The sequence below is a fragment of the Pseudomonas sp. B21-028 genome (assembly GCF_024749045.1).
Classification (GTDB): Bacteria; Pseudomonadota; Gammaproteobacteria; order Pseudomonadales; family Pseudomonadaceae; genus Aquipseudomonas.
This window is the reverse complement of the sequence record NZ_CP087184.1, coordinates 4,015,167-4,035,528: the sequence shown is the minus strand read 5'-3', so window position 1 is coordinate 4,035,528 and position 20,362 is coordinate 4,015,167. Positions and strand designations below refer to the sequence as shown.

Annotated in this window: 16 protein-coding genes; 6 read left to right on the top strand and 10 right to left on the bottom strand. The window is 63.9% G+C overall.

What is annotated here, in order from left to right; genetic code table 11:
- On the top strand, nt 1-396 hold the full coding sequence (locus tag LOY35_RS16940; RefSeq protein ID WP_258624997.1) for a DUF4280 domain-containing protein: 396 nt from the start codon (nt 1-3) through the stop codon (nt 394-396).
- 519 nt (nt 397-915) lie between these two features.
- Here LOY35_RS16940 and LOY35_RS16935 read toward each other — a convergent pair.
- The 10 genes from LOY35_RS16935 to tssB form a co-directional block, all read right to left on the bottom strand.
- Entirely contained in the window at nt 916-1,458 is a 543-nt protein-coding gene (locus tag LOY35_RS16935; RefSeq protein ID WP_258624995.1) for a toxin-antitoxin system YwqK family antitoxin, read from the bottom strand.
- A 13-nt stretch (nt 1,459-1,471) separates the two neighbouring features.
- Nucleotides 1,472-3,481: a type VI secretion system tip protein VgrG gene (gene tssI, locus LOY35_RS16930; protein WP_258624993.1), complete on the bottom strand. Its 2,010-nt coding sequence runs from the start codon at nt 3,479-3,481 to the stop codon at nt 1,472-1,474.
- A 42-nt stretch (nt 3,482-3,523) separates the two neighbouring features.
- Nucleotides 3,524-3,937, bottom strand: coding sequence for a hypothetical protein (locus tag LOY35_RS16925; RefSeq protein WP_258624991.1), 414 nt, complete (start codon nt 3,935-3,937; stop codon nt 3,524-3,526).
- A gap of 30 nt (nt 3,938-3,967) precedes the next feature.
- Nucleotides 3,968-6,511, bottom strand: coding sequence for a type VI secretion system ATPase TssH (tssH, locus tag LOY35_RS16920; protein WP_258624988.1), 2,544 nt, complete (start codon nt 6,509-6,511; stop codon nt 3,968-3,970).
- A gap of 1 nt (nt 6,512) precedes the next feature.
- Nucleotides 6,513-7,538 (bottom strand): type VI secretion system baseplate subunit TssG, encoded by a 1,026-nt coding sequence (gene tssG, locus LOY35_RS16915; protein WP_258624987.1) that lies wholly within the window; start codon nt 7,536-7,538, stop codon nt 6,513-6,515.
- On the bottom strand, nt 7,502-9,292 hold the full coding sequence (tssF, locus tag LOY35_RS16910; protein ID WP_258624986.1) for a type VI secretion system baseplate subunit TssF: 1,791 nt from the start codon (nt 9,290-9,292) through the stop codon (nt 7,502-7,504). Before tssF ends, tssG begins: the two co-directional genes overlap by 37 nt.
- Entirely contained in the window at nt 9,276-9,719 is a 444-nt protein-coding gene (gene tssE, locus LOY35_RS16905) for a type VI secretion system baseplate subunit TssE (protein WP_258624985.1), read from the bottom strand. The genes tssF and tssE overlap by 17 nt, the downstream gene beginning before the upstream one ends.
- Before the next feature lie 13 nt (nt 9,720-9,732).
- Nucleotides 9,733-10,230 carry an Hcp family type VI secretion system effector gene (locus LOY35_RS16900; protein WP_258624983.1) on the bottom strand — a complete coding sequence of 166 codons (498 nt, stop codon included), beginning with the start codon at nt 10,228-10,230 and terminating at the stop codon, nt 9,733-9,735.
- A gap of 227 nt (nt 10,231-10,457) precedes the next feature.
- Nucleotides 10,458-11,939, bottom strand: a complete 1,482-nt coding sequence (gene tssC, locus LOY35_RS16895) for a type VI secretion system contractile sheath large subunit (RefSeq protein WP_258624981.1) — start codon at nt 11,937-11,939, stop codon at nt 10,458-10,460.
- A 30-nt stretch (nt 11,940-11,969) separates the two neighbouring features.
- The gene (gene tssB / locus LOY35_RS16890) at nt 11,970-12,530 is read right to left on the bottom strand and encodes a type VI secretion system contractile sheath small subunit (protein ID WP_047700929.1); all 561 of its coding nucleotides are present in this window, start codon (nt 12,528-12,530) and stop codon (nt 11,970-11,972) included.
- Between the two features lie 222 nt (nt 12,531-12,752).
- On the opposite strand from tssB, the gene LOY35_RS16885 reads away from it, so the two are divergent.
- The 5 genes from LOY35_RS16885 to tssA are packed head-to-tail and all read left to right on the top strand — an operon-like array spanning nt 12,753 to nt 20,331.
- A complete protein-coding gene (locus LOY35_RS16885; RefSeq protein ID WP_258624979.1) occupies nt 12,753-13,217 on the top strand; it encodes a type VI secretion protein in 465 nt (154 codons plus the stop codon).
- 51 nt (nt 13,218-13,268) lie between these two features.
- Nucleotides 13,269-14,600 (top strand): type VI secretion system baseplate subunit TssK, encoded by a 1,332-nt coding sequence (tssK, locus tag LOY35_RS16880; protein WP_258624977.1) that lies wholly within the window; start codon nt 13,269-13,271, stop codon nt 14,598-14,600.
- 18 nt (nt 14,601-14,618) lie between these two features.
- Nucleotides 14,619-15,380, top strand: coding sequence for a DotU family type IV/VI secretion system protein (locus tag LOY35_RS16875; RefSeq protein ID WP_258624975.1), 762 nt, complete (start codon nt 14,619-14,621; stop codon nt 15,378-15,380).
- Nucleotides 15,377-19,246, top strand: a complete 3,870-nt coding sequence (locus LOY35_RS16870; protein ID WP_258624974.1) for a type VI secretion protein IcmF/TssM N-terminal domain-containing protein — start codon at nt 15,377-15,379, stop codon at nt 19,244-19,246. The genes LOY35_RS16875 and LOY35_RS16870 overlap by 4 nt, the downstream gene beginning before the upstream one ends.
- Nucleotides 19,243-20,331, top strand: coding sequence for a type VI secretion system protein TssA (tssA, locus tag LOY35_RS16865; RefSeq protein ID WP_258624972.1), 1,089 nt, complete (start codon nt 19,243-19,245; stop codon nt 20,329-20,331). Before LOY35_RS16870 ends, tssA begins: the two co-directional genes overlap by 4 nt.
- Nucleotides 20,332-20,362: the final 31 nt, after the last annotated feature.

Below are 20,362 nucleotides of genomic sequence, written 5' to 3'. Positions count from 1 at the left end.
ATGGGATGTCCACAAGTCTGCAGCACCGCCACCCTGCAATGCAGCTTCGGCGCAGCCCCGGCGGTGCTCAACGTCTTGCCGGTCAATCGGATGCTGACCGGTGGGATGCCGGCGGCGAATATCATGGATCACATCCCGTTGGTGAATGTCACCACGTTCGGGATGTGCATGAGCCTGGCCAACCCTACCGTAGCCGCTGCGACTGCGGCGGCCCTGGGGGTGTTGACGCCCATGCCTTGTATTCCGGCTACTGCTGCGCCCTGGATCCCGGGCGGGGCACCAACGTTGTTGTTGGGCAACATGCCGGCGATCGATGCCAACAGCACCTTGATGTGCAGCTGGGCGGGGGTGATCAAGATTGTTGTGCCGGGGCAGGTGCAGATGTTGATTCCCTGACTGGGTCTGCGTGGATCTTGTTGACCGGGTGTATATCCATTGCTGCGGTAATGGCTGATTATGGTTCCGCCCTGACGGCGGGTTACTTTTGAAAAGCGCAAAAGTAACCAAAACGCTCTTGCCCCACCACTCGGCACCTCGCCAAGGCGAGGTGTTCCCTCACTCCGGCATTGCTCCGTGGGCCCGCCGCGAAGGGCCATCCATGGCCCAGCGCGGCTACCCCGGCATCCATGCCGGGGTACCCACTACGCAATGCCTGCGTTCGGCCAGCGTGGTTTAACGGGGCGCCCAAGATCAAAAGCAAAGCAAAGCAAAGCAAAAGCAAGGCCGCCTTACAGCCGGTCTGGTTTTTCCGGCATAAATCGATCCCTTGTGGGAGCGAGCCTGCTCGCGATAGCGGAGTGTCTGTCATGAAGATGTTGAGTGTGCCGACGCCATCGCGAGCAGGCTCGCTCCCACAGGGTTTGCCGGTGGTTTCAGGTCTGGTGTCTGCTGCAAAGTCCAGCAGAAGCTAGGCGCTCATGCCTGCGCCGGATCATTCCAGCGCCTGAACCACCAGCGTACCCGGGAAATCGGCTTGCCGTCGGTATCCAGCGGTCGTCCATCCTCGGCGTAGGCGTGGGCCGGTTCCAGCAGTTGGCCGTTGAGGTAACGGGCGTCGACCGCCGGGTTACCGTTGGGGTGCAGGCGGCGATAGCGGCCGTCGCGCACGCCGTCGCGATAGAACTCGGCCTCGGCCAATTGTCCATCCGGAAAATAGTTGTTGGCTTCACCGTGCAGCAATCCGCCGCGATAGGTGGCCTGGCGCTGCAACCCGCCTTCGGCCGCGTAAAAGCTCGCAACGCCTTGCAACTTGCCTTTCACGAACGGCAACACTGCCGAAACCTTGCCGTTGGGGTGATACAGAGTGCTGGTACCTTGCAATTCACCTTGGCTGTAGTTGAGTTTCGCTTGCGGGCGTCGGGCTTCTTCGATGTGCAGCGGGCCGTCGAGCCGGCCGTCGATCAACTGACCGCTCAGTTGGCTGTCGCCACGTTCCACATCGAGGTTCTTCGAGACCATCGTTGCGCTCCTGTCAGTTGACCTTCACCAGGCCGCCCTTGATGGTCAGCATGCCGCCGCCGTCCACCGTCTGTTCGGCGGCGGCTTTGTTGACCAGGCTGATGCCGGCGTCATTGGTCAGGGTGGTGCCGGCCTTGTTCTCCAGCGAGGTGCCGGCCTGGTTGCTCAGGGCCGTGCCGGCCTTCTGGCTGATGGACGTGCTGGCCTGGGCCGCCAGGTCCGCGCCGCTCTTGATGGCGAAACTGCCGCCGCTTTGCAGGGTCAGGGTGCCGCTGACCTTGATGGTCAGGTTGCCGTCCACGGTCAGTTCGTAGTTGCCGGTGACCTTGTGCGTGTAATTACCGCCAGTGCTGTGGGTCTGGTCCGAGCCCACGGTCACGGTGCGGGTGTCTTTCACATCGAGGTTGTCGCTGCCGGTCTGAATCGTCACGCTGCGCTTGCCTTTTTCCAGGGTGACGGTCTCATCGCCGTCCTTGACCGTGCGGGTGCGGGCGTTCTGTACCGTGAGGGTTTCGTCATGGCCGACGGTGGCGGTGGTGTCGTTGAGCACGTTGATGTTGAAGTCCTTCTGCGCCTGGAGAAACACCTCTTCGGCATCCTTCTTGTCTTCGAAGCGCAGCTCGTTGAAGCCGCCGCCACCCTTTGACGAGTTGGTCTTGATCCCGGACTGGGTCTGGTTCGCCGGCAGCGCGTAGGGCAGGGCGTTGTCGCCGTTGTAGACGCAACCGGTGACCAGCGGTCGGTCGGGGTCGCCATCGATGAAGGTGACGATGACTTCCTGGCCGATCCGCGGCACGAACTGCATACCAAAACCCTTCCCGCTCCAGGGCAGGACCACCCGCACCCAGCAGGACGAGGTTTCGTCGTTCTTGCCGGTGCGATCCCACGGGAACTGCAACTTGATCCGCCCGTATTCATCGGTCCAGATTTCTTCGCCTGCCTTGCCCACCACCAGGGCGGTCTGGGTGTGCATGCGTGGTTTCGGCATGAGGCGGGCCGGGCGATACGTCGTGGCCTTGGGAATCGCTTCGAAGCGATTGCGGTAGCTGTCGTGGCTGGCTTCATGACTGACCGAAGTCACCACCCAGTCGATGTTCAACGACGGGTCTTCGTGGCCGGCGAGGGTGAACCAATACCCAGGCACCAGCCAGCGGCAATCGCTTTCGCCGACAAACCGCTGCGCCTGGCTGCGCAAACCGTCCACCCGCTGTTTGGTCAGTGCATCACCCTGGGCCTTGGCGTTGTAGCCGCCCGGATGTTCGTACATCGAGCTGGGTCCGGCCACGGCTTCGGCCTGGCTGTAGAGCGAGGTCGTTGGCGTGGTGAATTCGTAGTCGGTCGCCTGATAGACCCCGGCCACCGCTTGCAAGGACACGTGGCCCGAGCGGATGCCATGCAGCTCCCGCTCGCCCATTCCCTGCCCGAGATAGTTCACCGTCGGCCCGTTGGGAATCGGTGCGAAGGCGTCGTTGCTGTCGGCCAGCACCAGGGTGTGCTTGCCGGCTTCATGAGTGAAAAACCAGAAGATCCCATCTTCTTCCAACAGCCGGGAAACGAAGGCCAGATCTGTTTCGCCGTACTGCACGCAGTACTCCCTCGGCGTGTAGCTGCCGCTGAGCTTGAGCTGGAAATCGGTAAAGCCGTGGGCCTTGAAAATCGTAGTGACGATGTCCGACGTGGCGAGGTTCTGGAACACCCGGTTGTTGCTGGCCAGGCTCAGCCACCAGAGCCATGGGCGCAGTAGAAGTTGATAGCGCTCGGCGGTGGCGTCGGCGGGCAGCTGACGGATTTCGGCGACCAGCCAATCCAGCGGGCGCAGCAGGGCGTCCTTGTGCAGGGTGGTGGTGACGTGGCTGGCGACTGCGCTGGCGAGCGTCAGCGGGGCACCGTCGACGACGCCATTGAGAATATGCGAGCCCAGGGCATTGAGGCGTTCTTCACCGGACAATGATTCAGGAAACAGCGCCGACACCGTGGCGGCGGTGAGGGACAGGGTGGTGTTGCTGTCGGTGTCGCGGGGCATAAAGTACCTTAACTGAAATCGCGGAGTAATTTGTGCGCTTCGTTAATTGGATTTTTGTGCGTACTCTTTTTTAATATTCCCCGGCTTTATTCCAAATGACATGGCAAATTTGAATTTTAATGATTTGCACTGTTTGCACATGTCGTGCGGGCCAACAATATAGATGTACATCTCACTTGGTTTTATTTTCTGTTTCAGCCAATAGATGATCTCCCAGCCAACTTCATTGAATACGGTAACCTCGGCGTCATTCTTGTTTTTTCCAGCAATGTAACGGTGGTCGGAAACAGTGCTGTTATGTTTGCCAGGGGGTATGTAACCGCTGTGTCCAAAATGAATCTCTCCATAATTGGTATCGTCATACAATACAACGCCAGCGGCGGCGGTGTGCTGGTAAGCTCTCTCCCTTCTCAGTAATTCAACTCTCACTTTTTGTTTGATTTCGTCAGATATCATTTCTAACTCCTGGCTGCTGCAAATATGTGTTCATTCCAACACCCACTCCGCCAACTTCCCAGTCACCTGCGTCATCAACACATTCTCCACATCCCGCGCCCCCGCCGCGCTGCACTTGGCCAGTACGGCCTTGACGATCCCGGCATCGAACTCGAACTGTTTGCCCGTCGCCGCCTTGTAGCGTCCGCGCAATTTCTCCAACTTCGCCAATACAATCCCTTCCAGCGTCGCCTCATCCAACGGTCGATACGCCACCACCGTCATGCGCGCCAGGAACGCCGGACGAAACGCTTGCAGCAGCACCTTGTGCAGGGCTTCGTTGAAGGCATCGCTGCCCAGTTGCGCGGCCGGTGTGTCCAGTAGCAGTTCGGCGCCGACGTTGCTGGTGGCGAGCATCACGGTGTTCTTGAAATCCACCACCAGGCCGGTGCCGTCCTCCATCAGACCCTTGTCGAACACGTTGTAGAATGCTTCGAGCACATCCGGGTGGGCCTTTTCGATTTCATCCAGCAGCACCACCGAATAGGGTTTGCGCCGCACCGCTTCGGTAAGTACGCCACCGCTGCCGTAGCCGACGTAGCCGGGCGGGGCGCCTTTGAGTTGGCTGACCGTGTGGGCTTCCTGGTACTCCGAGAGGTTGATGCTGATCAGGTTGCGTTCGCCGCCGTACAAGGCGTCGGCCAGGGCATAGGCGGTTTCGGTCTTGCCCACCCCAGTGGGGCCGACCAGCAGGAACACGCCCACCGGCTTTTGCGGATCGGTGAGGCCGGCGCGGTAGGCTTGCAGGCGTTGGGCGATGGTGTTGAGCGCGGTGCCCTGGCCCATGACCCGCAGGCCCATGCGCTGGCCGAGGGTGCGCACGGCATGGGCTTCATCGGCGAGCATTTTGCCCACGGGAATGCCGGTCCAGCCGGCGATCACGGCGGCCACGGTCTTGCTGTCCACTTGCTCGGGCACCAGTGGATCGTCCTGGCGAATGGCATCGAGGCCGGCTTCCAGGCGCAGCAGTTCGGCGGCCAGGTGGTCGATGCGATTGTCGACTTCGGTGTCGGCTTTTTCAGCGTCGGCCCGTTCGCTCAGGGCCAGCAGTTCGCGCCGGGTGTCGAGCAGTTCGCGCACGGCTTCGCGTTCTTCACCCCAGCGGGTTTCCAGTTCGCGGATGGCCTGCACATTGGCGGTGGATTCACCTTCGAGCAGGGTGATGCGTTCGCGATGATCCAGGCCGGTGGCCTGTTCCCGGCGCAGGCGGTCGACTTCGTCCTTGAGGCTGTTCTGCCGGTGCCGCAGGCTTTCCAGTGGCGGCGGTACGTCGTGCTGGCCGAGGGCGACCCGGGCGCAGGCGGTGTCGAGCACGCTGATGGCCTTGTCCGGCAGTTGCCGTCCGGAAATGTAGCGGTGGGAGAGCTTCACTGCTTCGTGGATCGCCGCATCCAGCACTTGCACGCCATGGTGCTGTTCCAGCTTGCTCGCCACGCCACGGAGCATTTCCACGGCGGTGAGTTCGTCCGGCTCTTCGACCTGCACCAGTTGGAAGCGGCGGGCCAGGGGCGGGTCTTTCTCGAAGTATTTCTTGTATTCCAGCCAGGTGGTGGCGGCCAGGGTGCGCAGTTCGCCCCGGGCCAGGGCCGGTTTGAGCAGATTGGCCGCGTCGCTGCCGCCCTCTGCGCCGCCAGCGCCGATCAGGGTGTGGGCTTCGTCGATGAACAGGATGATCGGTTTCTCGGCGCTGCGTACCGCGTCGATCACGCCTTTGAGGCGTTGTTCGAATTCGCCCTTGACCCCCGCGCCGGCCTGCAACAGGCCGAGATCGAGCACCCGCAGCGTGACCTCTTGCAGTGACGGCGGCACATCCCCGGCGGCGATGCGCAGGGCCAGGCCCTCCACCACGGCGGTTTTGCCGACCCCCGGCGCGCCCACGAGGATCGGGTTGTTCTGCCGGCGCCTGAGCAGGATGTCGATGCACTGGCGGATCTCACCGTCGCGCCCGACGATGGGGTCAATGCGGCCGTTGCGGGCGTCGTCGGTCAGGTCCTGGGTGTACTGGTCGAGCACCGGATCCTGTTTTTGCGCTGCCTCCCCGGGTTTGGTTGGACGGGCAACGCCGACATGCTCCCGGGAGCTTTCGGTCCATTCCAGCAGATGGGCGCGTAGGGCGTCCCGGGGAATGCGCAGCAGCGACGAGGCGCTGTTGAGCAACAGGCTACGGCGCTCATCGCGGTCCAGCAGCGCCAGCAGCAATAGCCCCGAGCGGATGCTGTCCAGGCCGAGCACGCTGGCCTGGACCACGGCGTCTTCCAGCAAACCGATGGTTTGCGCCGACAGCGCAGGTGTGCGGGTGCTGCCGGACTTGAACAGGTCCAGGGCCTTGTTGGTTTCCGCCGCCACCGCGTCACGCTCAAGCCCGAAGCGCGGCAGCAGGCAGGCGAAGTCGCCGCCTTCGATGTCCAGCAACTCCAGCAGCAGGTGCTCGATTTCCACGTAGTGATGACTGCGCTGCATGCAGCGCTGCGCGGCCCGTTCCAGTGCGCGGCGGTTGTCCGGGTTGAGGCGTCCGATCAGGCTGGCCAGTTCCATTTCAGGCGATCTCCGGCTGACGAAGGCGGGTTTCGATCCGTTGCAGGGCCAGGCTCGATTGCCGTTGCAGGCCGCCGTTCCAGTTCAGTCGCGGCGGGGCCTGACGGCCCAGTTGCAACGGGCCGGCACCACGGACCAGCAGCACCAGGGTGCAATCCAGGTCGGGGCCGAAATACAGGGCATACAGGCTGGCAAGCAGCGGATGGGTCTCGCCATTGGGCAGCAATCCGCCGGCCTGGGCTGCGCTCAATGGGCCGAGGGTCAGGCGCACGCCGGCATGCTCGTCCCAGACCCGGGTGCCGGCCACTGCGCTGCGACCCAGGCACAAGTTGCGGCCGCCCGCTTGCAAGCGGCTGCGGCTGGCCGACGGGATTTCACGCCAGCCACCTTCATACGCGCTCAGCTCCACTGGCAGTCCGAACTGCTCGCGGACAATGGCCGCGAACCCGGCCAGGGAACGACGGCCGTCGGCGTACAGCGCGCTGCACGCCAGCGCGGCGGAGTCGGGGGCGGCCTGGCGCTCCTGCAAGGCCTTGGGCAGCAGGCCGGTCAGCGCTCGCAGTTGGGCCTGCACGGCGGAGGCGCCCGGAGGGGTGAAGCCCAGGGCAATGCGGTGCTTGCGCATCACTTTGTAGAGCAGGCTGAGCAGACGGTGCTGGAACAGGTCGAGAAATTCCGCCGGCGCATGATCCCGCGCCCGTGCCCGTTGTTGCAGCCATTCCTGATAGGCGTAGGGCAACGGGCCGTCGGGGCCGCCGAGGCCAAAGATCGGCGTGGTCAGCACCGGCGACGAGCCGGGTTCCTCGCTCAGGTTCTCGACTTCGCTGGCGGCGAACAGCGGCGTCAACGGTCCCCGCAGGCGCAACGCTTCGGCGTGGGGCGCGGTGCCGCTGCCCAGGGGTTCGGCCTGGGGATGCTCACGCTCCAGCAGCAACAGGGCCTGGAGCCATTCGAAACGCTGCGGATCGCGGCGCAGGCGCTGGCTCAGGTTCAGAGTGTCAGGGGTTTGCCGGCTTGGGGTTGCCATGTCTTCACCTCCCTGTCGGACTGGACCAGCACCGTGCGCACGAAGCGATTGGCGGTGGCATACAGTGAAAAGAACTGCGCCAGCACGCCCGAGAACAATACGGCGCTGCTGCCGACGAAATGCTGTGGGTCCAGTTGCAGGCGGACTTCCAGGCCATTGCGCCAGCCGCGCCAGGCGTCTTCGCCGACGTGGGCGATGACCCGGTCGCAACCCAGGCCCATGACCCCTTCGATCTGGCGGTGAGCACTGGCCTCGTCCCGCAGGTTGTGCAACTCCAGGATCTCGCGCAGTGCATCCAGCGCCTGGGGGCCTTCCACCAGGGACAAATGGTTGAGGGTCAATTGCGACACCAGCCGCCAGCGCGATTCACCGTCCAGGCGTGGCAGACTCTGTGGGCTCGGCGGGTTGCGCAGGCGCGCCCAGGCCACCGGCCCCGGACGTTCGAAACCCAGCGGCGTGCCCGCCGGCAGGCTCTGGGCCAGGTGCCGGCTGGTGCACAGCAGTTCGGCGGTGAGGCTGTAGTCGCGGGTATCGGCGAGTGGGTCGAGCTGGGTATCCACCAGGCTGACCATCAAGTCGGTGCCCAGCCGGTTCGGGCTCATGCCGCTGACCCGTCGCGCATGCCAATAACAGGTCTGGTCGTTGCCGTGCTGGCTGCCGTAATAGGCCGGCACCTTGCGCACGCCCTGGCTGGACGTGGCACGCACGGTGCGGATGCTGTGGATCTCGACACTGTTTTCCCGATGACTGTCGGCCACCAGCCGGTATTCGCTGCGGGTGCCGTCCGGGCGCAGGGGTTCGCTGGTCCTGGGAAACAGGTTGATCACCGGCGTGCAGCCCAGGGCGATGTCGCTGGCCTGGAGCGGGAGGCGATTGGCGGGGGCGCGATCGAAGACGATGTACAGGTACAGCGACGAGCTGTCGCTGGTCGCACCGGCCAGGGGCAGGTCGAAGAAACCGAACTTGTCGGGGAAGGCAAAGTATTCCGCCAGCAGGCGCATGCCCGGATGCACGCCGTCCTCATCCGGCAGCAGGGCTTCGTCGCTGGCGAAACCGACGATCCGCGGCAGGCCCGCCAGCGGTTCCGGCACGCTGCCCGGCGCGCCGGCCAGGACCTTGACCGTGTGCGCGCCAAGCAGATCGTACAGCCAGGCGTTGATCATCGGCGAAGCTGCCAGGTGCACCCGCAGGTAATCGATTTCCAGGGTCGACCATTGGCGCTCGTCCAGGCAGCGCAGGTTCAGGCGCAAGGCCGAACGCGCCTGGATCACACCGGTCAGCGCCTGGGCTTCGTCACTGCCCAGCAGCACGGCTTCGCTGACTTCCAGCGGCCACAGGTGCACGGCGGCGGTGGTGCGAAAGTGAATGCTCTGGCCCTTGTCGGTGGTGACAAACAGCGGCGTGTCCCGGGGCAGGGGGTAGCCGTCGTCGAGGTTGCCTTTGCTCGGGTCGGGCTCGAACTGCACGATGGCGCAGGAAGGCAACGGGCGCATGGCCAGGGGATACAGCTGTTCGAGCAGGGCGTCGCTGAATTCGGCGTAGTCGTCGTCCAGTCGGCGTTGCAGCCGGGCGGCCAGCAGCGCGAAGCCTTCCAGGAGCCGCTCGACGTGTGGGTCCGGGCATTCGCCGGGAGACAGCTCCAGGCGCCGGGCGACTTTAGGATAGCGTTCGGCGAACAGGCTTCCGGCATGGCGCAGCCAAGTCAGTTCGCGCTGATAGTAATCCAGCAGTTGCGGGTCAATCGAGTCGCTCATGTCGCACCTCAAGACCGTCGCCGGCGTGCTCGATGACAAATGCCACGGGCCATGAGTGCGGGTCGCCACGCAGCACCCCCGACAGCCGTATGCCCAGTCGTTGCGGGTGGCCCGGTACTGGGACGACCTGGACCTCGCCCAGTTGCAGGCGCGGTTCGAAATGGCTGATGGCCTGGTGTATTTCCCGGGTCAGCAGGCGCCGGTCATCGCTGCGCTGCTGTTGCAACGCGGTCCAGTCGGCAATGCCGTAATCCAGGATGCTCGGCGGATCGGTCAGCGTCCGGGGACCGCGTCGGGTGTTGAACAGGCGTTGCAGTTCGGCGTGGACCGAGTCCTGTAGCGCCTGCCGGTCGAACACCCGACCGTGTTCATCCGCCTGGATGGCCAGGCGTTCGAACAGCGGCGGGCGAAGCCCGAAGCCAGCCATGACGGCGGCGCCCTTACTTGGTCATCTTGTTGGCCGCCAGGTCCCAGGTCGTGCCCGCCGTGCCTTCCTTGGTGCCATCGTCTTTCTGGGCGGTGAGTTCCCATTTGATCTTGGTGAAATTCAGCGACAGGGTTTCCACCGGTTTGCCGCCCGTACCGCCACTGACACTGACGTTGGACAGTACGACGTTGCTTAGGGTGTAGACGATGAAGGGCATGATCTGGCCGCTGCCTTCGGCGGCGTTGCGGCCGATGGTGATGACGGCTTGCGGGATCGGTTTGCCGGCGCAGCAATATTCGTTGAGGGAAGGGGTGGAGCTGTCGATGAATTTGGTCAGGGTGAATTCACCGATGTGGGGTCGACCGGAGGTGCGCTCCGAGTTGCTGACGTCGTTGGTGACTTGCATCGCCACGTTGTGGCTGTAGGACATGACCTCGATCTTGTCCGTGAAACCTTCCAGCAGGCTGTCGCCCTTGATGTCGCCGCCGAGGTCGAGAATGATTGCATCCATGGTGTGGAACTCCAGAAGAAGACGTAGGGGATACCCAATACCGTTAGAAACGAACGCCAAACTCCTGTGGCGAGGGGATTTATCCCCGCTGGGGCGCGAAGCGGCCCCATGAGCAGCCGGCTCAACCTGCCGGATGCACCGAGTTGCTGTTATTTAGGGCCGCTTCGCGCCCCAGCGGGGATGAATCCCCTCGCCACAACAAGCATCCTCGCCAAAGGTTTCAGCGGTCAGGCCGCAACCGGTGGCGGCAGGGTCGCCACCAGGCGGATCGAGGCGGTCAGCTCCTCTAGTTGGAAATGTGGTCGCAGGAACACCGTGGCGTTGTAGGCCCCGGGTTTGCCGGCCACTTCCGTCACGTCCACCCGGGCCTCGCGCAACGGGTACTGCGCCTTGATCTCCTGGGGCGCGTTGTCATTGATCAGCACGTAGTCGGCGATCCAGTTGTTGAGGTAGGTCTGCACGTTGTCGCGGGTCATGAAGCTGCCGACCTTGTCGCGCATGATCACCTTCAGGTAGTGAGCGAAACGCGAGGCCGCGAGCACGTAGGGCAACATCGCCGAGATCCGTGCGTTGGCGTTGGCCTCGTTGGTGTTGTAGACCCTGGCCCGGTTGGTGGTCTGGCCGCCGAAGAACACTGCGATGTCGCTGTTCTTCTTGTGGCACAGGGCGATGAAGCCCAGGTCGTTGAGTTCTTTCTCGCGGCGGTCGGTGATCGCCACTTCGGTCGGGCACTTGAGCGACAGGTCGCCGGAACTGGTGCGGAAGGTATGGGCCGGCAGGCCTTCCACCGCGCCGCCACCCTCGGCACCCCGGATCGCCGCGCACCAGCCATATTTGGCGAAGGCTTCGGTGATGCGCTGCGACAGCGCCCAGGCCGCGTTGCCCCACAGGTACTTGCTGTGGTCGGTGCCGTTGACGTCCTCGACGTAGTTGATGCCTTCCACTGGCCGGGTATCCGGGCCGTAGGGCAGGCGCAGGAGGAAGTGCGGCAGCACCAGGGACACGTAGCGCGAGTCTTCGCTTTCACGGAACGAGCGCCACTTGATCAGCTCCTGGCTCTCGAAAATCTTCGACAGGTCCCGGGGCACCGCCAGTTCGGTGAAGCTGGTCATGTCGAACAGGCGCGGGCTGGCGGCGGCAATGAATGGGGCATGGGCCGCGGCGGCGACGTTCGAAAGTTTCTCCAGCAGGCCAATGTCCTGCGGGTGCCGGCCGAAGGTGTAGTCGCCCACCAGCAGGCTGAACGGGTGCCCGCCGAAGGTGCCGTATTCTTCCTCGTAGATTTTCTTGAACAGCGCGCTCTGGTCGAATTCGACGGCTTTCTCCAGGTCGTTCTGCAGCTCTTTCTGGGTGACGTTGAGCAGGCGCAATTTGAGCCGCGTGCTGGTTTCGGTGTTCTGCACCAGCAGGTGCAGGCCGCGCCAGGACGCTTCGAGTTTCTGCAGGTCGGGGTGGTGCAGCACTTCGTTGAGCTGGGCGCTGATCAGCTGGTCGATCTGGCTGATGCGGTCGTTGATCATTGCCACGGTGTCCTTGTCGATGGCCATGCCTTCGTCAAGGACCTGGGTGGCAAATTCGGCCAGCATGTCGCGGGCGTAATCCTGCTGGCTGTCGTCATGGGCCATACGGCCTTCGGCGATGATCTTGTCCAGCAGGGACAGGGTCTGGGTCGTGCTCTCGCTGGTTTGAGTGCTGGATGAAGCAGGCATGGCTTTATCTCCCTTGAGTGATGAGCACGATCAGGCCTGTGGTTCGGCCGGGGCCGGATCATCGTTGGCGGCCACGGTCGGCAGCTCCTGCGGTGTGTCCTGGGGCCGGGCCGACTTGATCTCTTGCAGGCCTTCGGTGTTGGCGATCACGTCGCGCAGCAGTTTGTCCAGGTCATCGTTGCCGTCGAGCTTGGTCAACAGGTCGCGCAGACGCTGGCGGGCTTCGAACAGACGGCGCAACGGCGTGACCTGCTCCACGACCTTGACCGGGTCGAAGTCATCGATGTGGCGGAAGTTGAGTTCGATGTTGAGCTTGCTGTCGTCGCCGCTGAGGGTGTTGTTCACCTGGAGCGTGGCGCGGGGGGAGATAGAGGCGAGCACCTCGTTGAAATTGTCGCGATCGATTTCCGTGAAGCGCCGCTCGTTGAGCTTGGGCAGCGGGTCCAGTGGCTTGCCCGAGAGATCGGCCAGAATGCCGACGACCAGTGGCAATTCTTTCTTTTCGATGGCGTTGCCGATTTCCACGTCGTAGGTGATCTGGACGCGGGGGGGGCGGACTCTGTCGAGCTTGTGCTGGGTACTTTCTGCCATGGCGGCCGACTCCGAAGCATGTGGGAGCAATGCGTCGGGGGGCCCGCTCATCGCATTCCCTTGCTGATCCGCAGGTTGCAAATGAAGGGCAGAACATCTGTCATTCCCTTGACGAACCTGGTGCATTCAACCGTGCAGGTCGAACTACCCAAGAAGCTAGAACAGGTCTATAAAAATGCAAGCAAAAACAATTTTTGACCGTAACGAAAAGGAAGATTCATTTTGCGTGGGTTTTTTTATGGATTTTTTTTCAGCCTGGCGCTCAGCGGTTGTTCGTTCTTTGCGCCCAGCGTCGACCTGAACAGCCTGACCCTCGACGTCGCGCCCGGCGCCAACGACGACACGCCCATCGCCGTGGATTTCATCGCGGTAAACGATCCTGACCTGCTCAAGCAACTGTCAGCGATCACCGCCCGCCAGTGGTTCGCCGAGCGCGAACAATTCCAGCGCGACTATCGTCAACTCATGTCGGTATGGGGGCTGGAGCTGGTCCCGGGGCAGTTCATCGACCGCCAACCCTTCCCGTTGGAGGGCCGGCGGGCCGCTGGACTTTTGGTCTTCGCCAGCTATAACACTCCCGGAGCCCACCGGCTCCGGCTGGACGATCAGCGCAAGGCCTGGCTGAAGTTCGACAGTCGCGAGATGAGCCTCGTCGACGATGGCCAGCTCAATGCCAGTCAGCCTTGAATGACCGCGGGCCGCCTTGTGCGGCGACACTGGGATGTCGAAGGGAGTCGTATGAGTCTGTTACCTGACGCGGTGTGCTGGCATGAGGGCATGCAGTTGTTGCCCCAGCATTTTCAACTGCAGGGGCTGCGCGCCGAGGCCCTGGCCGCCCATGTCGCGGCCGCCTGCAATCCCTGGTTCTGGGGTGTCGGCCAACTGGAGGTCGACCCTTCGGCCCTCAGCGCCGGGCAGGTGCGGTTGCTGCAGCTGCAGGGCACCTTGCCGGACGGCTTGCCGGTCAATCTCCAGGCCGGTGTCGGGCCGACCCTGGAGCTGGACATCACCGAGGCGGTCAACAAGACCGACGATGCTACCGTCACCGTCTACCTGGCGATCAGCCCGCTCTGGCGCGCCGGGCAATTGCTGCCGCTCAAGGGGCGCCTGCAATCGGTGGTCGGCGATGCGCTGCCGGACCTCACCAGTGGCGAGTTTCCCGAATCGATCACCGTCTGGCGTCCGAACCCGCGGCTGTGCACGCAACTGAGCAAGGCCGATTCGATCTGCCTGCCGCTGCTGCGCATTCGCAAGGAAGGCGGCGGCTTTCTGCGGATGCCCTATACGCCGCCCACGCCGGTGTTGTTACCCGAATCGGTGCTCGGTCGGCGGGTGGCCGGGCTGTGTGCCCGGGCCCGGGAAAAGTGCCTGTTCCTCGCCGGTCGGTTGCGCCAGGCCCAGGCGGCCGGCAACCAGGACGATGCGCTGGAGATCCGCCGGCAGATGACCGCCTTGTGGGCGCGCCTGCCGGAAGTCGAAGGCAGCCTGAACACGCGGGTGGCCACCCCCCAGGCGTTGTACGGTTTGTTGCTGGGGCTGGCAGGTGCCTGGTCGGCCCTCGATCCGCTGGCCGGTGTACCGGCATTTGCACCGCTGGATTTCCTCGAGTTGCAACGCGGTTACGAACCGCTGCTCGACTGGCTCGACACCACCCTGGAGCTGGTCCGCGCCGGTTATCGCAGCCTGGCTTTCGAGCGCGATGAGCAGGTTTTCTCCATCCAGCTGCCCGATGACCAGCCGAGCCAGCGCCTGGTGATCGGCCTGCGCATGCCCAACGGCGCCAGCGAGCAGGCGGCGGCCGATTGGTTGCGCGGTGCGATCATCGCCTCCGCGCCGCACGTCCCGCTGTTGAGCCGGCAGCGCATGAGCGGGCTGCCCCATCAGGCCATGAGCCGCAACGAGCAGGTGGCCTACAGCGTGGGCGACGACACCCGGTTGTTCGTGGTGGCCGCCAGCGGCCAGTGGTTCGACGGGCAACTGCCCTTGCACATCGTGGCGCCGGCCTCGACCCAGGCCAGCAGCCCGTGGCAAGTGGTGTTGTTTGTCCCGCAAGTCGGTGAAAGTGCCTGATTGCAAGAGGGGAGTCGTATGCCTGACGGAAGTGGCGGGGCGGTCCGGGGTCTGCATGAGGCGCCGCTGAGCAGCGCGTTTCGGCAGGCCTGGCTGAAATGGTTCCAGGAATGGCAGGACTTGCCCAAGGACAACGACTCCGCGGCCCTGGTCAGCCGGGTGGTGGAGTTTTCCGGACGTAGCGCCCAGCGCTTGTGGCGGGTGGCCTTTGCCACTGTCGGCGACTCGGCGACCGAGCAGGTCAAGGCGCTGGTCTATGCCTTCGTCGCCCTGGTGGACGAGACCTTGCTATTCACCCCTTGGCCGGGGCAACTGGCCTGGCAGCAACATCCCCTTGAATCACGCATGTATTCCAGCCGCCAGGCCGGCGAACGGCTGCCCGCGGCCATCAAGAAACTGCTGGATGAACAGATGCCCGGCACCCGGGACCTGGCGAACGTCTACCTGCAATGCCTGGTCCTCGGGTTTCAGGGACGGCTGCGCGGCGAGCCCGGCCAGGTCCAGCATGAAAAATGGCGCGCGGCGCTGTTCACCTTCGCCTGGCAGCATGAGCCGGACTATGCCGACGTCACCCAGCGCCTGGCGATGTCCGCGGCGGCACCGCCGATACGCATGCCGGCACAGACATCGCTGCCGGACGGATTGCGCCTGGGGCTGGCGATCCTGGCGATGGTGTTGTTGCTGACCGGACTGGGACAGGTGTTCTGGCGTGACATCCGCTCGGAGCTCGAACCGGTCTTGCAATTGAACGAATCGGTGGTTCAGGAGCAGGACTCATGAACCCCTTGAGCATCGTCGCCGTGGTGCTGCTGGTCATCGTCGTGGTGCTGGTGATCGCGGCGCTGATCTGGTGGCTGCGGACCCAGGGCGGCGCGGCGATTCGCAGTTTCTACGGGGCAGTCCGGCACATGGAGCAGGAGCAGGGCACCCGGGATCGCTACCAGATCCCCTGGCTGTTGATGCTCGGCAACGAAACCGACGGGGCCCAGTTGTGTACCCAGTGGCATTTGCAGCCGACGGACAAGGCCGCGTGGTTCGGGCGCTGGTGGTCGGATGCCGAGGGCGCGGTACTGGTGGTGCCCCAGGCATTGTTCCTGCCCGATGAAGGCTTGAACCGGCAACGGGGCAACTGGTGGCGGCTGTTGGGGCTGATCCTGCGGCTGCGCAGCCGACGACCGATGGACGCGGTGATCTGGACCGTGCCGTTCGGCAGGCTCGACGATATCGAGCACACCACCGAGCTGAGCCTCAAGGTGCGCCGCTGCTTCATCGACCTGCTGCAACGGTTCGGCCTCAGTCTGCCGGTGTACGTGGTGATTACCGGGATGGAAGAGTTGCCCGGGTTCCAGGAGCTGGTCAGCGCGCTGCCCGCCGAGGCCCGGGAATCGACACTGGGCTGGTCGTCACCGTACTCGCCCGACGCGGCGTGGCAGTCGCACTGGAGCGACCAGGCGCTGGATCAGGTCAACGCCGCGCTGTCGCAGTCGATCATCGAAATTGGCGCGCTTTCGGGGCAGTTGAGCGGCGATCTGTACGGCTTGCCGGAGCGCTTCGAGGGGTTGCGGCGGGCCATGCAGATCCTTCTGGAACCGGTGTTCCAGGGCAATGCCCAGGGCGAGGCGCCACGCTTTCGCGGCGTGTACTTCACCGCGACCCAGGCGCCGACTGTGACCGGGGACGGTTATGCCGCCAGCGACAAGGGCTTGCGTCAGACGGTGTTCGCCCGGCAATTGTGGGCGCGGCGTTTCGTCGCCGAACGCGGCTTGGCCCAGCCCGTGCCGCGCCTGTTGCGTTTGCGCCAGCGCTGGCATCGGCTGGCCGGCGTGGTTGCGCTGGTGGTCGGGCTGGTCTGGTTGGGGGGCATGCTCTGGATCTGGCACGATTCGGTGGAAGAGGCCGAGGCGTTGTCGCAGTTGATCCTGCGCACCCATAAGAATTACCTGGTGGTCGACCCTGACCAACCGCAGTTGGAGCCTACCCGTTACAACGTGCAGACCTATTGGAACATGCTGGAGAAAGCTCCGAGCTGGCGCTACGTCGCGGTGGTGTTTCCCACCTCGTGGTTCTCCTCCGTGGATACTCAGCTGGAGCAAGGCTTGCGCCTGACCGCCCGGCACCACTGGGTTTTGCCCCTGCGCGACCTGCTGGCGTCGGACCTGGAACAGCTCAAGACCATCCGCAACACCGAGCGGCGGGGCAACGTGGAAAGCGAAGACCCGGCGCAATGGCAGAGCTACGTGAAGGCCAAGGACCTGGTGGAGCGTGCGGTGCGCCTCGAACAACAGAACCAGATGTTCAGCCAGGCGGTGAGCAACCCCAAGGCACCGCTGGATGAACTGGTGCAATTGAGCAACAACGCCCTCTCGCTGAGCCTCAATACCGGCACGTTGAGCCGGGCGCGGTTCTACAACCGGGTGCTGTTCGACCCGCATGGCATGGGGGCGTACGGACAGGACTTGCAGGGGCTGGACCTGAACGCGGCGCGTACGTTGATCGGCGATAATTTCACCGGCCTGATGCAGCGTTGGCTCGATCATTACTTCCTGGCCGACAACTTCGTGCGTCAGGCCGGTTATCTCAAGCTGCACCTGCAACGGTTGGAGGCGGGAAGCGGTAACTCGCTGAGCGAGCTGGAAGACCTGATGGCACTGGTCGACGACTTGCAGACCCTGGTCAACCTGACCAACGCAGCCTGGGGGCGGGGCAAGGGCCAGGACCTGGTGCCCGGTTACACCCAGATGATGGACAAAGTCAGCCACAGCACCTTGCTCGGGCCGGAGCTTGCCCAGGACCTGGAAAGCCAGGCGGCGAAGCTGCAACAGAGCTTTCGCGACCAGTGGATCGTCCAGACCGGTTCCCGGGACAACCTGCTGGTCCAGCAGGGCAGTGGCTTGCTGGTGTTGCAGGAGCATGTCACGGCCCTGGATGACGCGGTGAAAGCCTTGTTCAAGCGTGACTTCGTGGCGTTGGCCCTGCAGAAGGATCCCTCTGGCGGTAACTCCGATGCCATGGGGCAAGGCGACGGCAGCGACGATTTCAGCGTCGCCCTGAACTATTTCGCCAGCTACAAGAGCTATACCAGCGAGGAACTGCCGCGCATCCCGCCGGACTACCGCGACGCCCTGATCCAGGCAGCTGAAAGTGCCGCCGCCCAGGCGATGTGGCTGAGCCTGGATGAAAGCGAGGAACAGTTGCCAGGCATGGGCTTCAATGTCCAGACCAACCAGGCCGTCGCGGTGCAAAAGGCGTTCATGGACGTGCACCGTGCCGACCTGGCGACGCGGTTCCAGCGCCTGCTCAACCGTCGCGCCCTGGCGCAGATCAAGAGTGGCCTGGACGAAATCGAAGCCCAGCCCCTGTTCAGCCAGCGAGCCGATATCCAGCGCTGGGACGGTTCGAAGAATTTCGGTTTGCAGCTCTACGGGGCCAGCGATCCACAAGGTCTGAAACTGAGCCTGAACCAGCAGTTCGACGCCATGGTACAGATCGCCGAGCAACGCATGCCGGCCCTGGAATGGTTGATCGTCCAGCAGGACGACCTCTCGGCCCTGGAGCACGACCGGGTGTCGCGGTTCATGGCGATCAACGACGAGTTGCTCAAATACAAGAGCCAGAACCCGGCCAGTTCGGCGGCGCAACTGGAACAGTTGGTGAGCCGGGACTTCAACCAGATGGACACCGCCTCCTGCGCGCAGATCCTGCAGACCTCCAACCTGTCCGGTGGTCGTGGCGACCTGGCCCAGCGTGCCGTGAGCTTGCAGCAGAGTGCGCTGCAACGCTGCCTGTACCTGCAACAGAATCAGGCGGCGACGGCCTGGAACGACGTGGCCAACTATTTCAATCAATACCTGGCCGGGCGCTTTCCGTTTTCCCAAAACCTGCGGGCCAGTGACGCCGATCCGGCGCGGGTGCGGCGTTTGCTGGAATTGATCGATACACGCCTGCCCCTGGCCCAGGCTGGGCTGGCGCTGAGCCAGACACCGGAGCGCCTGGCCGCCGAGGATTTTCTCAACCAATTGAAACAGGCCGGTACCTGGCTGGGGCCGCTGTTCGTGCGCGACAAGAGCGGCATTCTCGGCGTGGAAATGGACGTGCGCTGGCGCACCGACCGCGACGAGGAGCGTGGCGCCGACCAGGTGATCGCCTGGGCACTGAACGCCGGCAACCAACAGATCAGCTACCCCGGCGACGCCCAGCAGAACCTGCGCTGGATGGTCGGGCAGCCCGTGCGGTTGACCTTGCGCTGGGCCCGCAACGGTTACCAGCGACCGGCCAACGATCCGTTGCAGCCGGACCTGGTGGTGCGTGATCTGGAGGCCGGCTGGGAATACCAGGGTCCATGGTCGTTGCTGCGCCTGATGCGCTCGCTGGTGTCGGTGCAACGCCAGCCGAATGTCGACTACACCGATTTCCCGCTGACCCTGCAACTGCCGGTAACCGGCCAGATGCCAGCCCAGAGCCCGGCCCAGGCCCAGCTCCAGGCCCGCACGACGCAGCAGACGTTGATGTTCCTGCGCCTGTCGTTGATGAGCCAGGGTTCGAAGCTGCCGCTGTCGGTGCCGCCGCTGCCGACCCAGGCACCCCGTTCACCTTTCATGGCGACCTCGTCGAGCCCCGCCATCGCCACCCGTGAGGAGGGCCTGTGAGCGTACCTATCTCCCCCTTGCCCGAGCTGATCAGCCAGTTGCTCGAACCGGTCAGCGCCGAATCGCCCTGCGGACAGGATCTGCGCTATGAACCGGAATACGATCAACTGCGGGAGTTGCGCCGGGAAGACGACACCAGCCTGCCCACCGGGGTGTGGCAGTCCCAGGTCAAGCGCGCGCAGTGGCCGGAGCTGGAAAAGCTCGCCACTGCGCTGCTGCTTGAGCGCAGCAAGGACCTGATGATCAGCGCCTGGCTGGGGGAGGCCTGGTTGCACCTGGCCGGGCTGGAGGGCTTGCCGGGCAGCCTGGCGCTGGTGACAGGCCTGTGTGAACGCTACCCCGAGCAGTTGCATCCCCAGGCCGAAGAGGGCGACCAGTCGTGGCGGGTGATCCCGCTGGAATGGCTGGCCCGGCGTTACAGTGAAGTGCTGTTGACGCGGGTGCCGCTGTTCAATGGTCGCGACTCGGCCTTCGACGGCTTCTGTCTGGACGATTGGCAACGCTTGCAGCGTCAGCAGGTGCAGGCCAACGACAGCAAGAACGCCAAGGCTTCGGCGGAGGCGGCGCGCAGCGATCAGAAGAAGCTCACTGAGCTGATTCGCGGCACGCCGTTGTCGTTCTGGCTCCATCGCCAGGGCAGCCTCATGTTGAGCCAGCAACACCTGCAACGGCTCGAAGCCTGGAGCGACGCCTACCTGGGCAACCTGGCCCCGGGCTACAAATCCCTGCAGGACGTGATGCAGGCCTTGCTGACGCTGGTAGAGGAGTTCATCGCGATGTATCCACAGCAACCCACCGTCGTGCCGGCGCAAGCATCACCTTCGGCCGCGCCGTCGCCTGTCCAGGCCCAGGCGGGCACAGCACCTGCCCAAGTCTTCCAGGAACCGGCCAGTCGCGAAGAGGCCTACCGGCAGTTGCTGGTCATCGCCGGCTACCTGTCGCGCACCGAACCCCACAGCCCGGTGCCTTACCTGATCCGGCGGGGCGTGGAGTGGGGCAACAAGCCGTTGAGCGAGTTGCTGGGAGAACTGATCAGCGCCGATGCCGAGTCCCGGCGGTTGTGGACGTTGCTGGGGGTTCTCTGAGTGGTGCCAGTACAGGTGAACGGCTTTTGTG

Coding starts and splice junctions, on each gene's coding strand:
- LOY35_RS16935 (WP_258624995.1), bottom strand. CDS start 1,458: ATGGTCTCGAAGAACCTCGATGTGGAACGTGGCGACAGCCAACTGAGC.
- LOY35_RS16925 (WP_258624991.1), bottom strand. CDS start 3,937: ATGATATCTGACGAAATCAAACAAAAAGTGAGAGTTGAATTACTGAGA.
- tssF (WP_258624986.1), bottom strand. CDS start 9,292: ATGAGCGACTCGATTGACCCGCAACTGCTGGATTACTATCAGCGCGAA.
- LOY35_RS16940 (WP_258624997.1), top strand. CDS start 1: ATGGGATGTCCACAAGTCTGCAGCACCGCCACCCTGCAATGCAGCTTC.
- tssB (WP_047700929.1), bottom strand. CDS start 12,530: ATGGCAGAAAGTACCCAGCACAAGCTCGACAGAGTCCGCCCCCCCCGC.
- LOY35_RS16900 (WP_258624983.1), bottom strand. CDS start 10,230: ATGGATGCAATCATTCTCGACCTCGGCGGCGACATCAAGGGCGACAGC.
- tssC (WP_258624981.1), bottom strand. CDS start 11,939: ATGCCTGCTTCATCCAGCACTCAAACCAGCGAGAGCACGACCCAGACC.
- tssK (WP_258624977.1), top strand. CDS start 13,269: ATGAGTCTGTTACCTGACGCGGTGTGCTGGCATGAGGGCATGCAGTTG.
- tssE (WP_258624985.1), bottom strand. CDS start 9,719: ATGGCTGGCTTCGGGCTTCGCCCGCCGCTGTTCGAACGCCTGGCCATC.
- tssG (WP_258624987.1), bottom strand. CDS start 7,538: ATGGCAACCCCAAGCCGGCAAACCCCTGACACTCTGAACCTGAGCCAG.
- tssI (WP_258624993.1), bottom strand. CDS start 3,481: ATGCCCCGCGACACCGACAGCAACACCACCCTGTCCCTCACCGCCGCC.
- LOY35_RS16875 (WP_258624975.1), top strand. CDS start 14,619: ATGCCTGACGGAAGTGGCGGGGCGGTCCGGGGTCTGCATGAGGCGCCG.
- tssH (WP_258624988.1), bottom strand. CDS start 6,511: ATGGAACTGGCCAGCCTGATCGGACGCCTCAACCCGGACAACCGCCGC.
- LOY35_RS16870 (WP_258624974.1), top strand. CDS start 15,377: ATGAACCCCTTGAGCATCGTCGCCGTGGTGCTGCTGGTCATCGTCGTG.